The 18,565-nt window shown below is 38.9% G+C and carries 12 protein-coding genes; 7 read left to right on the top strand and 5 right to left on the bottom strand.

Annotation, left to right across the window (positions count from 1 at the left end):
* Positions 1 to 622: 622 nt before the first annotated feature.
* The 4 genes from ACFX4X_RS01130 to ACFX4X_RS01115 all read left to right on the top strand — a co-directional run bounded on the left by ACFX4X_RS01130 (position 623) and on the right by ACFX4X_RS01115 (position 6,676).
* Positions 623 to 2,062 carry a hypothetical protein gene (locus tag ACFX4X_RS01130; protein ID WP_377380955.1) on the top strand — a complete coding sequence of 480 codons (1,440 nt, stop codon included), beginning with the start codon at positions 623 to 625 and terminating at the stop codon, positions 2,060 to 2,062.
* 155 nt (positions 2,063 to 2,217) lie between these two features.
* Entirely contained in the window at positions 2,218 to 4,224 is a 2,007-nt protein-coding gene (locus ACFX4X_RS01125; protein ID WP_377380952.1) for a penicillin-binding transpeptidase domain-containing protein, read from the top strand.
* 141 nt (positions 4,225 to 4,365) lie between these two features.
* A complete protein-coding gene (locus tag ACFX4X_RS01120) occupies positions 4,366 to 4,554 on the top strand; it encodes a hypothetical protein (protein ID WP_377380949.1) in 189 nt (62 codons plus the stop codon).
* 49 nt (positions 4,555 to 4,603) lie between these two features.
* Positions 4,604 to 6,676: a SpoIID/LytB domain-containing protein gene (locus ACFX4X_RS01115; protein WP_377380946.1), complete on the top strand. Its 2,073-nt coding sequence runs from the start codon at positions 4,604 to 4,606 to the stop codon at positions 6,674 to 6,676.
* A 407-nt stretch (positions 6,677 to 7,083) separates the two neighbouring features.
* Here ACFX4X_RS01115 and ACFX4X_RS01110 read toward each other — a convergent pair whose 3' ends face one another.
* Positions 7,084 to 8,508, bottom strand: coding sequence for an alkaline phosphatase (locus tag ACFX4X_RS01110; RefSeq protein ID WP_284469226.1), 1,425 nt, complete (start codon positions 8,506 to 8,508; stop codon positions 7,084 to 7,086).
* 369 nt (positions 8,509 to 8,877) lie between these two features.
* Here ACFX4X_RS01110 and secA point away from each other — a divergent pair, with 369 nt between their 5' ends.
* The 3 genes from secA (at position 8,878) to ACFX4X_RS01095 (ending at position 13,790) form a co-directional block, all read left to right on the top strand.
* On the top strand, positions 8,878 to 11,256 hold the full coding sequence (gene secA / locus ACFX4X_RS01105; RefSeq protein WP_377380941.1) for a preprotein translocase subunit SecA: 2,379 nt from the start codon (positions 8,878 to 8,880) through the stop codon (positions 11,254 to 11,256).
* Positions 11,256 to 11,738: an SLAP domain-containing protein gene (locus tag ACFX4X_RS01100; RefSeq protein WP_377380938.1), complete on the top strand. Its 483-nt coding sequence runs from the start codon at positions 11,256 to 11,258 to the stop codon at positions 11,736 to 11,738. The genes secA and ACFX4X_RS01100 overlap by 1 nt, the downstream gene beginning before the upstream one ends.
* 285 nt (positions 11,739 to 12,023) lie before the next feature.
* A complete protein-coding gene (locus tag ACFX4X_RS01095) occupies positions 12,024 to 13,790 on the top strand; it encodes an LTA synthase family protein (RefSeq protein ID WP_377380935.1) in 1,767 nt (588 codons plus the stop codon).
* Between the two features lie 42 nt (positions 13,791 to 13,832).
* On the opposite strand, the gene ACFX4X_RS01090 is transcribed toward ACFX4X_RS01095, so the two are convergent.
* The 4 genes from ACFX4X_RS01090 to tagD all read right to left on the bottom strand — a co-directional run bounded on the left by ACFX4X_RS01090 (position 13,833) and on the right by tagD (position 17,987).
* On the bottom strand, positions 13,833 to 14,759 hold the full coding sequence (locus tag ACFX4X_RS01090) for an LCP family glycopolymer transferase (RefSeq protein WP_284469231.1): 927 nt from the start codon (positions 14,757 to 14,759) through the stop codon (positions 13,833 to 13,835).
* Positions 14,760 to 15,044: 285 nt separating this feature from the next.
* Positions 15,045 to 16,082 (bottom strand): C40 family peptidase, encoded by a 1,038-nt coding sequence (locus ACFX4X_RS01085; protein ID WP_377380932.1) that lies wholly within the window; start codon positions 16,080 to 16,082, stop codon positions 15,045 to 15,047.
* Between the two features lie 350 nt (positions 16,083 to 16,432).
* Positions 16,433 to 17,596: a CDP-glycerol glycerophosphotransferase family protein gene (locus tag ACFX4X_RS01080; RefSeq protein ID WP_284469233.1), complete on the bottom strand. Its 1,164-nt coding sequence runs from the start codon at positions 17,594 to 17,596 to the stop codon at positions 16,433 to 16,435.
* On the bottom strand, positions 17,589 to 17,987 hold the full coding sequence (tagD, locus tag ACFX4X_RS01075; RefSeq protein WP_061465620.1) for a glycerol-3-phosphate cytidylyltransferase: 399 nt from the start codon (positions 17,985 to 17,987) through the stop codon (positions 17,589 to 17,591). Before tagD ends, ACFX4X_RS01080 begins: the two co-directional genes overlap by 8 nt.
* Between the last annotated feature and the right edge of the window lie 578 nt (positions 17,988 to 18,565).

The following is an 18,565-nucleotide window of genomic DNA, read 5'->3' as shown; positions in this document are numbered from 1 at the left end:
CCCATATGTCATGAGTTTTTACCATTTAGATGAGAGTTTTGAGCATTCATTTTCATTTTTTTGACGAAATCGCTCATTTGTTTTCTTTCGCTTGGTTTAGAGTTATTTGTTCTCTCGAAAAATTTAAAGTGTTGCTTATTGCTATCGGTTTTCATGATGTCTCCCCTTTTCTTTTTTTTATTTACCCTTTCTCCATTATTTAAAACGTGATTTTCATGATAAAAGGATGGATTAAACGGTAAGGAGATCATGTGTTTATTCCTATAGTTATATTTTCATGTGTTAACGACTGTATATCCGGATTAATAAGTTAATAATAAGCCGTAAAGTCCAAATATGAAGGGATTCCGTGTTTTATCATACTGAAAATAAATGCTAAAATGGTCCGAATATCGGATTTTTCATTAGAAACATCAGTTTCTAGTACCCTAAAGTGAAGAGAGTTGGAGAACTCTTTTCGATGGCCCCCGAGTGCTTGCTTGGGGGATCTTTTTTTCTTGGATAATATGTCCACTTTATTTCTATAATATGTTTCGTTTTGTTTATATATACATGGGTAAATATAAGAAACAAGATGAATTAAACCTGGATTTATCCCAGTTTAATCGGAGGAATATATTTTATGGATGTGAAAGTAAATAAGAATGACCCCACGAAGCGAACTTTCCAGCAATACATCTTTCCGTTTACCCTTGAAGGAAATATGATTGAAAAGTTTGTCGAAAAGTTGTTTGAGGACAATTTCGTTTTTTTGAACTTGAAAGATATGGAACAACAAAATCAATTTTACGGTGGCCATAAAGTTTCACACCGTAAATTGGAAAAGTATTTTATGCCTTACATCGAGCCGATATTATTTCCAGGTAACGCACAACAGAAGGAAGGCTTGCGCCGTTTTACGAAAAAACAGGATATTGAATGTACCTTCGAATCTCCCTATCTAAATACCCCATTTATTATTAACTCTATAGATATTTTTATATGCCCATTTCATATTGGCATGATGAATCTTCGTGTTACGTTACCTGAAGGACTTTCCTATAATGATGTGCTCTATTTTGGCGATACATTCCGAATTCTCGAACCGATTGCCGATGACGAAGAGAAAACGAAAGTCGGCTGTCGGGAAAATCAGTATGAACAGGTGAAGGATTTCATCTTTAATGAACTATTGCCGCCAATGGAAAAATATATGGATGAAGATCAGGCGGACCCGACCTATTTTGGCAGTTTACCCTTCTTCATCGATGAAAGAATGTACGTAATCAGTTATATTGCATTCCCCGAGAATCGTGATATAACTAAAAATGACTTATTCCGGATCAGCGAGCTGAACGGATATGACAATGATGGAGCGCCATATATAGGGGCACTAAACCCTGATTATATTGAAAAGTATTATCAAGAAAGAGTATATGACAGGTGGGGCAAGGAAACCTATTATGTAACAAGCATGTATCATTTTGCGTGTGTCACGAAAGCAACAAGTAAACTAGAACAGGAACTGGCAAGCGAAATGTATGGCCAGCACTTTTATACAGTGTTGCTTTTCTTCTATTATAAGATCGTACTGCTCAAATTGGCTCATGAGAATTCCCAGATAGATGTAGAAAAAGATCAGTCGGATACGGAAATGCTGATTTTCATGATCACTGAGTTTTCTGCAAAATATTTATTTACTGAAGTCAATAGTACGGCTATCGGTAAAGAGCTATTCAAAAAAACGGATGAAACCTTCAGGATAGCTCCACTCTACAAAGAAGTGAAGGAGACCCTTTCCTACCTTTATCAAAATCAGGATAAACTGGCTGGGAAAAGCAGTAATTATCTTTTGCAAATACTAACGATTTATACGGTTATCTCCGGGATATTCGGAATGAATCTATATATTGAGGATTGGAAAGGGAAATTACCTTGGAAAGCATATATGGATTACACCTTATACGAATGGATAGCTGTCATTGTAACGACAAGCGGTCTCATCATTTCGGGCGTCATGGGTTTTTTCTTCTTGAAAAAATGGCTGCAAGAGAAAAAAAGCCGAAAAAAAAGAATGCTTTAAAATAAAAGTCCTGTACACTATGTACAGGACTTTTGCTTTAGAAAAAACATGGTAAATTAGCAAAATGAAGAAATTGGTCATACAAATTCCCCCATTCCCCTAATATTTTGATAAACTATATGTATACCATTCTAACTATTCATTGGGAGGAAATCATGAAGAAACTAGTTTTAGTTTCCAGCGTATTGTTGATGAGCGTATTGTTCCTGGCCGGATGCTCGGATGAGCCAAGTCCAGAAGATCGCTTTGCGGCATACACGAAGCTTTGGAATAAACAGGATTTTAAGAAAATGTACGAGTATCTGTCACCTGAGACAAAGAAAGAAATCAGTGCGGATGAATTTGCGAAGCGTTATGAAAAAATCTATAAGGGCATAGAAGTCAACCAATTAAAGGTGGATTATAAACAGCCAAAAGAAGAAAAAGATCATAAAGATGGAGAAAAGGTAAACCTTGATTATACCGTAGATATGTCCACTATGGCGGGGGCTGTCAGCTCTGACCATAAAGCGACCCTTGTCAAGGAAGGGGAAGGTGAGGAAGAGAATTGGTACATAAAGTGGGATGAAAGCTATATATTCCCTCAGTTGGAAGCTGGTGAAAAGATATCGGTCGAATCGTATCCAGCCATTCGCGGGGAAATTGTCGATCGACATGAACATGGTCTTGCCATGAATGGAACGGTATCGGAAGTAGGAATTGTGCCAGAGAAAATGGCCAACGCATCCGAAACGGTTAAAAAGGTCGCTGGAATCCTCAATATGTCCACCGACGAAGTGAATCAGAAATTAAAACAATCATGGGTAAAGCCCAGCTATTTCGTCCCTATCAAGAAAATGTCAAGTGATAATGCTGCAACCCTGGAAAAGCTATTGGGCATTGCTGGGGTATCGGTCAATAATACGGAAGAACGCATATATCCATATAAAGAGGCTACTGCCCATCTAATCGGATATGTCGGCGAGGCATCGGCCGAAGACCTGGAGAAATTGAAAGGAAAAGGCTACACCTCAAATGACGTTATTGGCAAGCGCGGCCTTGAGGAAGTTTTAGAAGAACGCCTTAAAGGGAAACCGGGCGGTAAGATCTTTATTAAAACAGCAGATGGCGAAGAAAAGGTGATTGCTGAAAAGCCCGCTGAAGAGGGAGAAACAATTACATTGACCATCGACGCCGAGCTTCAAAAGGATATCTTTAAGCAATATAAGAACGAAGCAGGATCAGCATCGGCACTTGATCCGAAGACCGGCGAAACACTTGCACTTGTTTCAAGTCCGTCATTTGATCCTAATAAATATATATTCGGGATAACAAAAGCGGAACAAAAAGCGCTTGAAGAAGATCCAAAAAAACCGCTTCTAAATCGCTTCAGTTCGACGTTTGCACCTGGTTCAACCATTAAGGCCATAACTGCGGCAATCGCTTTGAAAAATGGCGTGGATCCGAATGAGGCGATCAATATCGAAGGAAGAACGTGGGCCAAATCGACATGGAAAGACCATTCCATTACAAGGGTTTCTGACCCCGGTGTTCCAATCGATATGGAAAAGGCATTAATTTATTCAGACAATATTTACTTTGCCCAAAAAGCATTGGGGCTTGGAAAGGAAAAATTCACAAATGGACTCAAGGCATTCGGATTTGATGAAGCTTTGAACTACGATTATCCGATCAAAGCATCGAGCATTGGTAAGATCGACAGTGAAGGACGCTTGGCAGACGCTGGATATGGTCAAGCGCAAGTCCAAATGAGCACGCTTCATCTCGCTATGACCTATTCAGCCTTCTTGAATGAAGGAAATATCCTGGCACCTTCGTTGATAGCTGGAGATAAAATAGAAAAGAAAATATGGAAAGAAAATGCCATATCAGCTGACCAAGCAAATCAGATCACCAAGATGCTGACACAAGTGGTGGAACATCCTAAGGGAAGCGGACATGGAATAAATGATCTTGGCATCAAAATGGCAGCCAAAACGGGAACTGCTGAAATCAAGGCATCCAAAAATTCTGACGGAACGGAAAATGGCTGGTTTGTTGCCATGGACACGGAAGATCCAGAACTTCTCATGGCCTGGATGATTGAAGATGTGAAAGGACGTGGCGGCAGCCATTTAGTCATCGATCATATGAAACCGGTTTTGAAGAAGTATTTGAAGTAAAGAAATAATTCATCGGTAATGGGTTATATGCATCTAGAATTTACCATAAAAAAGTTGGACATGGTTTCTTCCGTGTCCAGCTTTTTTATTTTTTCACCGGTTATGGAATGAGCCACGTTATCTCAACATTAAAGGTTGGATTTGAAGGATAATGAGCCGTACATCCAGAATGTAAAAAGAGAGTTCTGTGAACGGAATATGGTTGCCATAATCATAGAAGCCTTTACGAATAATGAAAAGGAAACCCGGGACCTGAATTCTATGGCCCTGGAATCATTCAGCAGCAGTGACATCATCCTGGCCGTTATGGACAATGAATTGAGCGTATAAGGAACTGGAAATCTTTGAAGGATAAATAGTTTAGGGAGGATGAAGAGGAATGAGGAGTCTAAAGTATTTGTTTATTGCTTTCTTTATCATTTTTTCTGCATTTCCTTCTCATGAAGCATCGGCAGCGGAAGAGAGTAAAACGATGGAAGTGAAACTGAAGAATTACTTAGGGAATCAAACCAGTGTCAAATTAACGGCAACCGGGGACTATCGTACTTCAGGTGGAGAGACATTCATCAAGGAGGGGGAAGAACTGACTTTGAAAATGGAGTCAGGAAAACTTGGCGTTTACAAAGATTCCAAGAAAATGGGATCCGATGCCTCCTTAAAGATAATTCCTGTTAAACAAGATGCTTTATTGTCCATAAACGGCCGGCCGTATACAGGATCATTTTTATTTACAGTGGAGGGCGGTTACATTCGTCCTATCAATCATGTTTACATTGAAGATTATCTAAAGGGCGTTGTCCCGCGGGAAATGCCCGCACTATGGCATTCCGAAGCCTTAAAGGCACAGGCAATTGCAGCCCGGACTTATGCACTTCGCCATCAATCCACATTAATTGATGATACGGTTTCCTACCAAGTATATGGCGGGGCGGACGGTCACTACCAATCTAATTCAGCCATTGAGCAGACAACGGGTATGGTAATCAAACATGATGGTGAAATAATCGAAGCGTTTTTTTCCTCAAGCAATGGAGGCATGACCGAATCGAATTCGAATGTTTGGTCAAGTGGGAACCCTCTTGCATATTTAACTATAAAAGAAGATTCCTATGATACAAAAACAAATTGGGCGATAACGCTGGACAAGCAGCAAATTGACCTGTCAAAGAAAGATTTATCACAGCCGGATGAATGGTGGACAAGTGTACAGGAAAAAGATAAAGCGGTTGTACCTAAGCTGAAGGTTTGGCTGAAAAATAACGGATATGCCAAGCAGGATATTAAAATTGCTGAAATACCCGCTTTAACCTTAACTGGTAAAAAAACGGGAGGCCGGGTTACGAAAGGCTCCATCCAAATCAATTTCTATGTAAGGAATCTCGTTGATGAAAGGGGGAAACTTTTGGAGCAAAAGGTTAGCCTTACGAATGTAGCGGCTTCCAAAATCAGGGGCATGGTGGGGCAGGATGTGATGAAAAGCTACCTGGTTGACCGTTCATCTTCCAATCCTTCCAGAATTGCTATTGAAGGGTCAGGATACGGACATGGCGTCGGCCTAAGTCAGGTTGGAGCGAAAAACAGAGCGGAAGCAGGTCAAACGTATCAAGAGATTTTGGGGTTTTATTATCCTAACACTAATATAGAAAAGGAATATGGACATGCAGTGTCTGAACCTAAAAGGGATCTTGTTGCGAAGGCGGCACCGAATCCAATAAACCTAAGAGCGAAGCAGGATCATATAAATGATGAGGTTGGAATCATATACTCCCTTAAAGAAGATGCTGTAGTTTCACTCACGATTAAAGATAGTAAGGGGAAAGTCTTAGCCACCCCACTCCATGACCAAACCTTGAAAAAGGGGAGCCATTCAGCAACCTGGAACACGAAAGCTGTAAATAACGGTACATATACAGCAGAAATGTCTGCAATGGACCGAAGCGGTAATGAAGGTTCGACAACAATGAAGATTAAGATAAATAAGGATGCGTCGGCCCCGGATATCACCGATGTCGATACATCGGGTAATTACAGTACCGAGAAAGCGAACATAACGTATATAATAAATGAAAATGCCAATGTAACAGTGGAAATCAAGAACAGTAAAGGAATAGTGGTTGGAACCCTTGCTTCAAGGCAGGTCACTAAAGGCAGGCAATCGGTAACTTGGGATTTCAGAAATATGTCCACCGGGACGTTTACCGTGACCATCTCCGCTAAGGATGAGAGGGACAATCGGAATACCGTTTCAACGAAAATCCCTATTAGGAAGACGATGGGAATAGTGACAGCAAGTGTATTACATATTAAAGAAAAAAGAAGTACATCTTCTAAAACGGTCGGGAAACTGAACAGGGATCAAACCATTACGATACTATCTCAACAAGGTGAGTGGTATAAAGTGAAAAAAGGAAGCCAAATTGGGTATGTTTTAATAAAACATGTTAAAAAATGAGTAATTAAGACGTCATTCATGGCTTCTTTTTATGAACTGGTCCGATCCCTAAATCACGAATCCACGAGTAAACGCACTAAACTCACGAGTAAAAGGCGCAAATTCACGAGTAAACGCACTAAATTCACGAGTAAAAGGCGTGAATCCACGAGTAAACGCACTAAACTCACGAGTAAAAGGCGCAAATTCACGAGTAAACGCACTAAATTCACGAGTAAAAGGCGTGAATTCACGAGTAAACGCTTGGAACACACGAATAAATCCACTGAACTCAGGGATATCGCGCAATATCGTTAGTAATTGCCCAAAACATCGGAGTTATTCCACAAAACTTGAGTTGACGGACCCGAATAGCCGAAAAAACCCAGTTGAAGAGACAGGAGAATGAACTTAAAAGAGGAATGAATTCATTCCTCTTTTGTTTTATGCTGACCAGGTGTGAACGGAACACCGGCGGCTTTTGTGATGATTTTCGAAACATCTGTATTTTCAATGACCCCATCAAAGGCTTCGCTTCCCGGGCCAGAAGCAAAAATGGGAATCATATTGGCGGTGTGCCCTCCTGTGGAACTGGCGGCCCGTATGCTTCTATCAGCTACACCTGCCTTATAATGCTTGGCGATGGTGCTTCCGATTTCCCAATCAATTTGATGCTGTGGATAGACAAGCGTTCTATTCTTTTTTACGTTATCGATGAATTGATGAACTTCCTGATCCGTAAGGGATATATGTGCATACTTCTTGAATGCGGAAACGACACTTTCTGGAATGATTTCATGATTTTTATCGAATATAAGTTGTTTGGACATATATTCAGAAGAAACCCTGATTTTTTTCAATGCGGGGATATCCATCGTTTCAGAAGCGGAGGTCCCCATTGTTTCGTGGTCTGCAAGCACAACAATCAAAGTATCATTTCTATTTTTTGCCCAATTCACAACCTCTTTCACGGTCTGGTCAAATTCGATCGTTTCTTTCCATATTCCAGTGATATCAGCTGCATGCTCCATATGATCAATACGTGCACCTTCACTCATCAAGAAGAATCCCTTATCACTCTGGGATAAAATATCAATCGCTTTGGATGTCATTTCGGGCAGAGATGGCTCCTGTGAATGTAATACTTCTTTATCCAGCTTAAAATTCATGTAGGTAGGGTGAAATAACCCTAAAAGTTTTTCCGGTTTATTAATGGAACTAAGTTCTTCTTTCGTCGTTGTAATCCCATAGCCAGCTTGTTTAAATTTAGCGATTAAATCCTCGCCATTCTGCTTATTTGCCTCGAAATAACTGGAACCTCCGCCAAGAATGACGTCGATCCGGTTATCAAAGAGCTGCCTCGCGATATTCGCGCCGCCTGTCCAGCGGTTAGATACACTTGCACCAAAGGCTGCAGGAGTGGCATCGACTACCATATTGGTTGAGATGATCCCGACTTTTTTTCCTTTAGCCTGAAATGCATCCAATACACTATCTACCTCGGAACCATTGGCATCGACACCGATCGATTCATTGTTGGTTTTTATTCCAGTGGCAATCGCGGACCCACCTGCCGCTGAGTCAGTGACGTAATTATTGGCGGAATAGGTGCGCATTAGGGCAACGTGCTCCAGTTTTTCCAAATGTAAAATACCTGTTTTTCCATATTCCATTTGTCGGGCAATTTCTATTGCACCTAACCCCATACCGTCGCCAATCAGCAATATGACATTCCTGGGGGTGTTCTTTGTTTCTGCTTGAATAGGAGAGGTCATGCAAATAAAGCAGATAAGAACGAGTAATCCAAAGTGATGAGACTGTAAAAGTTTATGACTTCTGGATGTCTTATTCATCGGTAATCCTCCATTGGGTGAAAGTCTCCATATTATTTGTTAAAATCGATAAAAAAACCCTTCATGATATTCACTAATTTCTGCGCTATGTGAATGCAAAAGTAAAGAGCCTGCCTATATTGCCAGTTTGTGCAACAAGGAAAAAGCAATCGCCAAGAATGTTAGCTGACGAATGATCCGCCAACCGTAACCTGAACCTTTTTTTACTCATTGAATAATGAAAGAATATACAGTTTTAAAATGATATTGTAATAAAGTGAAAAAACTTTTCTGTAAATTACAATATATAGGCAATAATTTATAAACAGTAAATATATAACTGATATAATTTCACTAGAGTTCATTTGAAATAATAGGAGAGAGAACCCTATGCTATCCAGTATGAAAAAGTTCTTCAAAGAAAGCTCAAAAGACTTGAATAGAATGTATAAGTTGGTTGATGCCGTGAATCGACTAGAGGGTAAGTATGAAAGTTATTCAGATCAAGAATTAAGCGGAATGAAGGATAGATTTAAAAGCGTATTGGATGCTGGTAAAAATATATGGGATATACAAATCGAAGCTTTTGCGGTAGTAAGGGAAGCTTCTAAACGAGTATTGAATCTTAGGCACCATGATGTTCAGCTTGCAGGCGGTTTTGTCCTGAATGAAGGGGGCATTGCACAAATGAATACGGGCGAGGGGAAGACGCTTGTGTCTACTTTACCAAGCTATTTACATGCACTGTACGGGAATGGTGTCCATATTATTACGGCCAATGAATATTTGGCAAGACGTGATAAAGAGTTAATGGGACAAATTCATGAATTTCTAGGAATGACGGTCGGTTTGAACATTTCCCAATTGGAGCCTTCTGCAAAACGTGAAGCGTATGCGGCGGATATCACGTATGGAACGGCAACAGAGTTCGGTTTTGATTATTTGCGTGATAATATGGTTTTCCGAAGAGAAGAAAAGGTTCAAAGAGGACACCGGTTTGCCATTGTTGACGAGATTGACAGCATCTTGATTGATGAAGCGAGGACACCATTAATTATTGCGGGCAAGTCAAGCGATGGTACCGGGCTTCACCAGATCACTGCACAAATCATGAAGTCATTTATAGAATATGATGATTACGAGATTTTCATTGAGTCAAAGGCTGCCTTTTTCACGGACCGAGGGGCATTGAAGATTGAAGAGGCCTTTGGTATCGACAATCTGTATGGACTGGATCATCAAGAGTTATTACATAATGTAACACAGGCACTTAAAGCCCACGCGATTATGAAATTGGATGTGGACTACATTGTCATGGATGGAAGGATTGCGTTAATCGATAAATTCACAGGCAGGGTGATGGAGGGTAGGAGCTTCAGTGATGGGCTTCATCAAGCAATTGAGGCAAAAGAGGGCTTGGAGATTACCGAAGAGAATGAAACACAGGCAGCGATTACCGTCCAAAATTATTTTCGTTTATATCATTCAATATCTGGGATGACCGGCAGTGCCATGCCATCAAAGTCGGAATTCCAGGAAATATATCAGCTCCCCGTCATTGAAATTCCAACTAATAAGCCCATTATTCGTGTTGATGAGATTGATTTAATTTATAAGGATGAAATGAGCAAAATCAACAAAATCGTCACAGAAGTAAAACGGATTCATAATGAAGGTAGACCTATTTTGATCGGGACGACCTCCATTGAGCAATCTGAGAAAATTTCGGTTCATTTAGAGAAGGCGAAAATTAAGCATCAAATCCTTAATGCGAAGACGGAAGCGGATGAAGCAAAAATCATCGCAAATAGCGGCCAAAAATATCAAGTGATGCTGGCGACGAACATGGCTGGGAGAGGAACCGATATATTATTGGATGAAGCTGTCAAGGAATTGGGCGGCCTTCATATTATCGGTACTGAGCGACATGAAAGCAATCGGATTGATATGCAGCTTAGGGGACGTTCCGGCAGGCAGGGTGATCCAGGTTCAACACAATTCATCATTTCATTTGAAGATGATTTGTTTGATTACTATGATGAAGATGAACTCGAACGGTATATAAAGAAAATCAAAACGGATGAAAGTGGATTGGTGGTGGGCCCTGCACCCGAAAAATTCGTGAAAAGGGTACAGGAAACGATAGAGCAGATGCATCAATCAAGCCGTTACCATTTATTGAAGTTAGAACATGCATTAAATGAGCAGAGTAAAATCATATACGCGATGAGAGACCGGATACTAGATTTGGAATCTGGACGGATGTCGGCCATTTTACTTGAATATATCGAAAAATACATTCGTCGGCTCATAGTGAAATATTACCATGAGCATATAGAGGAACCTGATTACTCGGCCTTTATTGAAGAGCTTTCCCTTGCTTTCCTGACATTGGATTGGCAGGCAAGTGATTTGCAGGACTTAGAAGGTCATATAGTTGAGGGAAAAGCTCTGGATGCTTTAGGTGAATTGGAAGCGATACTTGAAATTTTTCAAGCCGATGCAGAATGGCAAAATCAGTTACGTGTTTTCATGCTGCAGCATATTGATACAAATTGGATGAACCATTTAGACGAAATGAATAGTGTGAAGGAAGGAATGGGTTTAATCGGTTATGGTCATCAGGACCCATATATGCTGTTTGAAAAAGAAGCTCTTAGTCAATTCAATCTTCTATTAAGTAAAGTCGAGTCGGAGATTAGCATCGGCTTTATGGAATATATGAAAAGCAATCAGGAAGACGAAGCTGCTTTGGGGAGTGATGAATGATGAGTTTTTTTGGAAAAAGGGATAAAGGGGTTAATGGAAGGGAAAATATTTTAGCTTCAGATGGGCATAAGGTGCACAATCCGGATGTCACTGTTCATACTTCCCTATTGTTTCACAAGGATTGGGAAACTTCCAAGCAAGAGGAATATGTATATAAATTCCACCATCAAAGGCTGCCTGCATTAAAACCGAATCAAATTTCAATTTCCGGTGTTAAGCTGACTAGGGTGGAGGATGATGTAATCATAGTGGCTTTTCTACGAAATTCATTGGAGAAAGCTGTCCTGTTTGATATCGTGGATTTACTGTTAGTGGATGAGAACGGAAAATTATTGGCAAAAAAGGCTTTCGATCTTTCAAAGCTGGGTGAGATACCAGCACTTTCAAGCATGCCATGGCGGTTTTTATTCGAAGAAGGGGATATGTTGGCAGAATCGATTCCTGATGAAGATTGGAAGATTGCTTTTGAATGGAAGAGATAGTAGGAAAAACACTATGATTGGTGGCAGCCGGACGATATTTTTTTGCCGGACTGCCAAATCAAAACACGCAGAAATGATTAAGACTGTTGAAAGGCCTTCATCCGATGAAGGCTTTTTGTTTTTAAAGGAAGACATTAAAGACTAGTTGGATACCTGCCAAATATTTATGCTGTTTTCTGTGTGCAGTTTCTCATAAATGGCAACGCTAAGTAATATTTATAAGTATTCTTCCGTAATCAGGCTTAATTAAGTCCTGGAAATAATGAAGAGGAAAGTGGCAGGAGCATGAAGAACAACCTGAATCAGCGATTGAAGGAACGGTTATTTGAGATTATGTCCATTTTAATCGTGGCAATACTTTTCATTTATACGAATGATAGGATGGGTAATGATCTTTCGATTGGAATTTTTACGATAATCATCGGCGTTGCCGGTTTTATTGTTTATCTGAAGGAATGCGTACCGAATGGAGTCCTAAAGGGCATCATTTTTTCAGTCTTCCTTCTTTCGATCATGGCCTTTTTCCTTGGGGACATTTGGTTTTATCGCTATTACTCGACACCTATCACTTCCTATATGTGGATGCAAAAAAGCAATCTGAATGGGCTTGGTGAAAGTATATTCAGTATGATGAAAATGAAGGATTCAATCTTTCTTCTGTTAGGCATTCCAATTGCTGAGTCATTCATGAAGAAAAAATACCCCCTCAAGCATATGGCACTTGTACCGGCCGTAACATTCCTCATGATAGCAGGGCTAAAGCCGGTAAAGAATATATTTATCGATAAGGTCGATATAACCCGGCGTTATGAGGCGAATACCTTCTTGCGAAACTGGGGTCCGATCGGTCATCACGTATTGGATACGTATGCCTATTTTACTGACTCGGGAAGGCATGGTATGTCTTCGAAAGAAAAGAAGGCCGTTTCTGATTACTTCGATGAAAAGAACAGGCAGGGTCATGCGTTTTCAGGCTCTTTGGAAGGGAAGAATCTCATTATCATCCAGGTGGAATCTTTACAGGCGTTTCCGCTATTTCAAAAGAGTGCCGGACAGGAGGTAACGCCATTCATGAATGAATTGGCGAAAGAGGGTCTGTACTTCCCGCATGTATATCCACAGACTGTATTTGGAAATTCATCTGACGGAGAGCTGATCGTGAATACCGGTTTATTTCCTTTAAAGCAAGGCGCGACCTTTTTTCGATTCCCTTATAATGATTTTCCGGGTCTTGCTAAAGAATTAAAGAAGTCGGATTATCAAAGTTATGCTTTCCACGGAGATGAAGAAGACTTCTGGAATAGGCAGCATGCATATCCCTCGCTAGGGTTTGATGACTATCTTTCCATAGAGGATATGCAGAAGGATGAGATGATATCGATGGGCCTGGGAGACCGCAGTTTCTTCAATCAAAGTTATAATTTCTTAAAAGATAAAAAAAATCCCTATTACGCTTTTTTCGTTACGCTGACCAGCCATGTACCTTTTTCGCTACCGAAGGAACAGATAACATTGAAACCTAAAGTTGGAAAAGAGGACAGCTATCTGACTAAATATTTCGAAGCAATTCATTATACAGATTCAGCCATCGGGGATTTCGTAAAGAAGCTGAAGGATGACGGGAAATTGAAAGACAGCGTGATTGTCATATACGGAGATCATGATGGACTATTTTTAAAAGATAAACAAGAAGTTGAAGCGTATTACGAGAATAAAATTAGCGATGAGCAGTGGATTGAAAAATATATGCCCATTCCGTTGATCATCTATCAGGAGGGTATGGAAGGAAGAACGATTAATAAGGTAGGGGGCCAGGTCGATATTTTACCAACTCTATACGATTTATTAAATATTAAGAGTTCATCATACTTTGGGGAGAGCATGCTGAATGGCGAAGATGGCGACGCATTGATATTAAAAGGGGATTATGGTTCTCAAATGAAAATAAATGGAAAAGGGAAGGTCGAAGGATTTTCACCAGAAGACCAAAAGGAGGTTGATCTGAGTGACCAAGTGATACGTACCGATTATTTTAAACAAACGAAGGATTGACCAAAAAAAAGAGGATGACTGATAAAAGCCATCCTTTCTCCATTATAATCCCAGATGTTTCTTCACACGGTTCTGGGCTTCAAGTTTTATATCTTCTGGAACAATGTTGTACCAAACGCCATCTAGCTTTTGATTGTCACCTTCAAGAGTATATTGTTTTATATTTTTAAGGGATGATTTATAGTTATTTTGGATACTCAACATTTCATTGAAACTTAAATTGGTTTCCACGTTTTTACCTAGTGCCTCGAAAATATCGTCATAATTGGTAAGTGTTGAGAGACTTGCCCCTTTTTTCATGACGGCTTGGATAACCTGGCGTTGCCGCATTTGCCGTCCATAATCCCCGCGGGGATCTTCCTTCCGGATTCGGGAATAAATCAATGCCTCTTTTCCATTTAAGTCGATTGTGCCCTTTTTAAAATTATACCCTTTATAGGCAAGGTCCATATCATTATCAACAGTGACACCGCCTACGGCATTCACTATATCCTGAAAGCCTTCCATATTCATTTTGACGTAATAATCAATCGGAATATCCAAATAGGCCTCCACTGTGTTTATCGACATGGAAACTCCGCCATAGGCATAGGCATGATTCATTTTATCATTTGTGCCTTTACCGATGATTTCTGTACGCGTATCTCTGGGTAAACTCAATAATTCAATGGATTCTTGTTTAGGATTAACAGTCATGACAATCATCGTATCTGATCGACCTTTGTCATTTTTCCTTTCATCCACGCCAAGAATTAGTATTGAAAATGGATCTTTGCTTTTGAACTTGATGTCATCTACACGCTTATCCGTTTTATGCGCAGTACCTTGCATAGTTTGAATCGCACCTGCCAAAGATTGATAAACTGAAGCTCCATAAGCAACTGTGCCAATGAGAAGGATAAGAAGGGTGAAGCCGATTATTTTAAACGATTTGCGTTTCTTTTTCTTTTTTTGTTGTTCGGATCTCATCTAATTCCTCCCTGAACCATTCCACTAAATGGAAGATGTGAAAAAGTACCTAGTCGGTATGTTTTTAACTATACCTTTTTTTAATCAAAAATAGAATAGTTTCTTTTTGTACTTAGAGTGCATATTTACCTGTTTTTATTCAAAAAAAACGAAGGATTCACAGAAAATGAATTCCTTCGCTTCCTAATCATTCGAATATTAGTTAATTATATACCCATAGATAAAAAGAAGATGTGATTCTCTTACATGAACTTCGGCTTTAAGAGAAAGTCTGGCAAGTAAATCCTATAAACTTCTATAACCGATGATTCTGCTCTTGAAATAGGAGTTTGAAGTAGAATTGATTTCTACTCCCTTACTTGTTGAGGCATGAATGAACTGCCCACCGCCCAAGTAGATTCCCATATGGCTTACAACTGATTTATTAGAACCCGTTGCAAAGAAGATAAGATCGCCACTTTTCGGTGAAGTAACCCTTTTACCCATATCGTAATATGTGGAAGATGATAGCCTGGAAACTTCATACCCGGCCTTTTTGAACGTATAGTAAATAAATCCGCTGCAATCGAAACCTGATGGGGAGGCGCCCGCCCACGAATAAGGTGATCCAATTAATTTCTTTGCTTCGGAAACGAGTGTGGTTACTTTGTTCCCGGAACTTGGGACTTCCACTTTTCCATCATTTTTATCTGCAGGGGCTGTACTTGCCGATTTACCTAATTTTAGTTTTTGTCCAACTCTGATTAAATCGGATTTTAACGAGTTGTTAGATTTAAGCTGAGCTACAGTCAAATTGGTTTTTCTGGAAATTCCGGAAAGTGTGTCACCTTTTACCACAATGTATGTAGCTGAATTCGCTGGGGTCTGTGTAACATTGGACGGCTTGGAGCTGCTGGGTAAATCAATGGTAGTGGTAGTGGTTGATTTAGATACGATAAGTTTAGCACCTGCATAAATTCTATCGGATTTTAAGTTATTCAATTTCATCAATTCAGCAAGTGTAAGGTTATGCTTGTTTGCTATCCTTGTTAAGGTATCACCTGAAACAATGGTATATGTGGTATTTTTTGTTTTTTTCACGGAAACTGAAGAAGCATTTGATGTTGTTTTGGAGTTGGATGTAATTAATTTTTGATTAATTTTCAAAAAGTCTGTTTTTAAGTTATTAAGCTGTTTTAAGTCTTTTACTGTCGTATTATGCTTCTGTGCAATTTTACTTAGGTTATCGCCGCTTTTGACTGTATATGTACTGGCAAGGGCAGGAGAAACAAAAGTCGAAGATAAAATGGCTAATGTCGAAAATGCGACTACACTTTTTTTCACGGTTTTCCACCTCGAATATGTCTTTTTCCCTATTCTAACAAATGAAAAGGGTTAAAAAATATTACATTTTTGTTACAAGGGGAAAATAGTAGTATTTTACTGGTTTATATTGGTTAGTTTTGAGAGATGTAATCTACAATATTTTCTATATTATGAGTCCTTTCTCACAATGTGGCTTCGTGTTTTCCTGTTTGTCAATCCCTGTGAAAATAGCGCTATTTTTAGAATGTTCATTTCCTGTCCCATCTAATTTCACATTGAGAAGGTATTTCCTTCTTTTTATGAGGGGTTATTGGATATTCTGCCACTTAACATTAAAAACCCACTTCATTTTACAAAGTGGGTTGATTTTATTTAAAAAGGAAATCAACTAAATTCCTACTTGAATTTCCTGTGGAGTATTGATTCCATTTTTGGTTAAAGGGAGCAATCTTCATTAATGATTGATCTGCGACCCGTATTTTCCCTAAAAGCTCTTCAGTGGTAGATACCACCGGTCCGGGCATGGAAGAGGAGTAATCCTCCCAAAATCCCCGTTCCTTCACATACTTTTCTAAGTCATATGCAAAGAATATCATTGGTCTTTCCAAAAAAGAGAATTCAAATGGAATCGAAGAGTAATCGGTTATTAAAAGATCCGTACTGATCAGCAGTTGATTTACGTGAAATTCACTTTTGACAGGGTAAACGAACCCTGGGAATTTATGTTGTAGATCATCCTCCGTTTTTACAGCTGGATGCAGTTTAAGTAATAACGCATATTGTTCGTCCTTTAGTTCCTTGTAGAGCATTTCTAAATCGAGTGCAATCTCTCCGTTGTTCAAGCCGTCATTACGAAATGTAGGGGCATATAAAATGATTTTCTTATGCTCAAGTTCTGGATATTTGGCTAGCAACGAACTGCGTGCAGTTTTTTTTGATTCATCATTGAAAAAGAAATCAGTCCGAGGTATCCCGGTTCTTAGAATATGGGATGTCGGCAATTGAAAACTTTCTTGATAAATTTCCGCCATTCTCTCTGAACCTGATGTAACATAATCAAATTTTTTATATACCTCTAAAAATCTTGTCCTTGCACGGGTAGAGCGGTTTTGAATGGAAGGGTCTTTTGCCCCGAATTGCTTAACGGCACCGGCCGCATGCCACACTTGAACACATTTCACTTGCTTTTTGAATGCAATAGCTGAAAGAAAGCCAAAATAATTATCAATGATGATCCATTTTGATGTAGCGAGGTGATAAATCGATTGGATCATGGCAATGATATTATTAGATTCAAACGGAAGGACGATGGTTTTTCCATCGTCCTTCACTTCTATATGACTGCTCGGCTTCATTAAAAATACTTTTTGAATAGGAATGTCCTGCTTGTCCATTTCATCCGCTATATATTGGCAGTTGTCCCCGAATGATGTGACAAAGGTCGTTTTATCACGTAAAGGGAAAAGTTTAAAGATAGAGAATAAAACCTTAAAACAAAAAAGGTAAATTCCTATCGCGAATTCTTTAGCCATTAGTAACTTGTAAAAGGTCATCTTTAATTTGGGATGTAGAAATGCCAATTGTTCTTGGAAGGTAGACCACTTCACAAACTTCAGATAATTCATCGAATTGGCCTTTCCAGTCATCTCCCATTACAAAGATATCTACACCTTCACGAAGGATGTCTTCTCTCTTTTGTTCCCAATTGTCTTCCGGTATAACCTCGTCCACAAAGCGGATTGATTCAAGGATCATCTTCCTGTTTTCAAAGCTATGATAAGCTTTTTTATCTTTTAAAGCATTGAACTCATCCGTTGAAATGGCAACGATAAGATAATCCCCTAAATCTTTAGCACGTTTTAATAGATTGATATGACCCCAATGAAGTAAATCAAAGGTTCCATAAGTGATTACTTTCTTCATATTTTCATTCCTCCTGTAAGACTCTTTATTTCCTTAATTAAATTAGGATATATATTTGGACTATTAGAATATTAAATGAAACAATAAAACAGGTAACCAGCTTTTCAGGGCATTCAGCTTTTTGCTTAAAGGCAAGACAAATGCGTTTTTAAGTAAGTCTTTCTCCTATTAATTATAACTTAATAGTTTTACAAATAAACCACAATTTTTTTACAAATAAACCACATTTATTTAATTTAATGATAATTGTAGATATTAATTTTTAAGCTATAATTAAATGTTGACTAAGTTGTATTATTCTGGAGGGAATATTAATATGTCCATACAAAATATTTTATATTGAAATAGATATTGTATGGTTTATATTGAATAGTATTTAATATAATTTCAAACACACACCACTCTTATTACTTGGAGTCAAAGGTGATTGCTTAATAAAATTACAAAAAAAATATTATTCTTGCTGTAATTAGAATAAGCCATTCACATTTTACCATTTGTAGGTGAGAACATCATAAAATCCATGTTATATAATATAGAAGTTGAAAGTGTCATTAAAAAATCTAAATTCGATCTAT

It is taken from the genome of Peribacillus sp. YIM B13481, assembly GCF_042787985.1.
Classification (GTDB): Bacteria; Bacillota; Bacilli; order Bacillales; family DSM-1321; genus Peribacillus; species Peribacillus simplex_A.
This window is presented reverse-complemented; position numbering and strand designations above follow the sequence as displayed.

Coding starts and splice junctions, on each gene's coding strand:
- ACFX4X_RS01090 (WP_284469231.1), bottom strand. CDS start 14,759: ATGAGATCCGAACAACAAAAAAAGAAAAAGAAACGCAAATCGTTTAAA.
- ACFX4X_RS01100 (WP_377380938.1), top strand. CDS start 11,256: ATGAGTTTTTTTGGAAAAAGGGATAAAGGGGTTAATGGAAGGGAAAAT.
- ACFX4X_RS01125 (WP_377380952.1), top strand. CDS start 2,218: ATGAAGAAACTAGTTTTAGTTTCCAGCGTATTGTTGATGAGCGTATTG.
- secA (WP_377380941.1), top strand. CDS start 8,878: ATGCTATCCAGTATGAAAAAGTTCTTCAAAGAAAGCTCAAAAGACTTG.
- ACFX4X_RS01095 (WP_377380935.1), top strand. CDS start 12,024: ATGAAGAACAACCTGAATCAGCGATTGAAGGAACGGTTATTTGAGATT.
- ACFX4X_RS01080 (WP_284469233.1), bottom strand. CDS start 17,596: ATGGCTAAAGAATTCGCGATAGGAATTTACCTTTTTTGTTTTAAGGTT.
- ACFX4X_RS01115 (WP_377380946.1), top strand. CDS start 4,604: ATGAGGAGTCTAAAGTATTTGTTTATTGCTTTCTTTATCATTTTTTCT.
- ACFX4X_RS01130 (WP_377380955.1), top strand. CDS start 623: ATGGATGTGAAAGTAAATAAGAATGACCCCACGAAGCGAACTTTCCAG.
- tagD (WP_061465620.1), bottom strand. CDS start 17,987: ATGAAGAAAGTAATCACTTATGGAACCTTTGATTTACTTCATTGGGGT.
- ACFX4X_RS01110 (WP_284469226.1), bottom strand. CDS start 8,508: ATGAATAAGACATCCAGAAGTCATAAACTTTTACAGTCTCATCACTTT.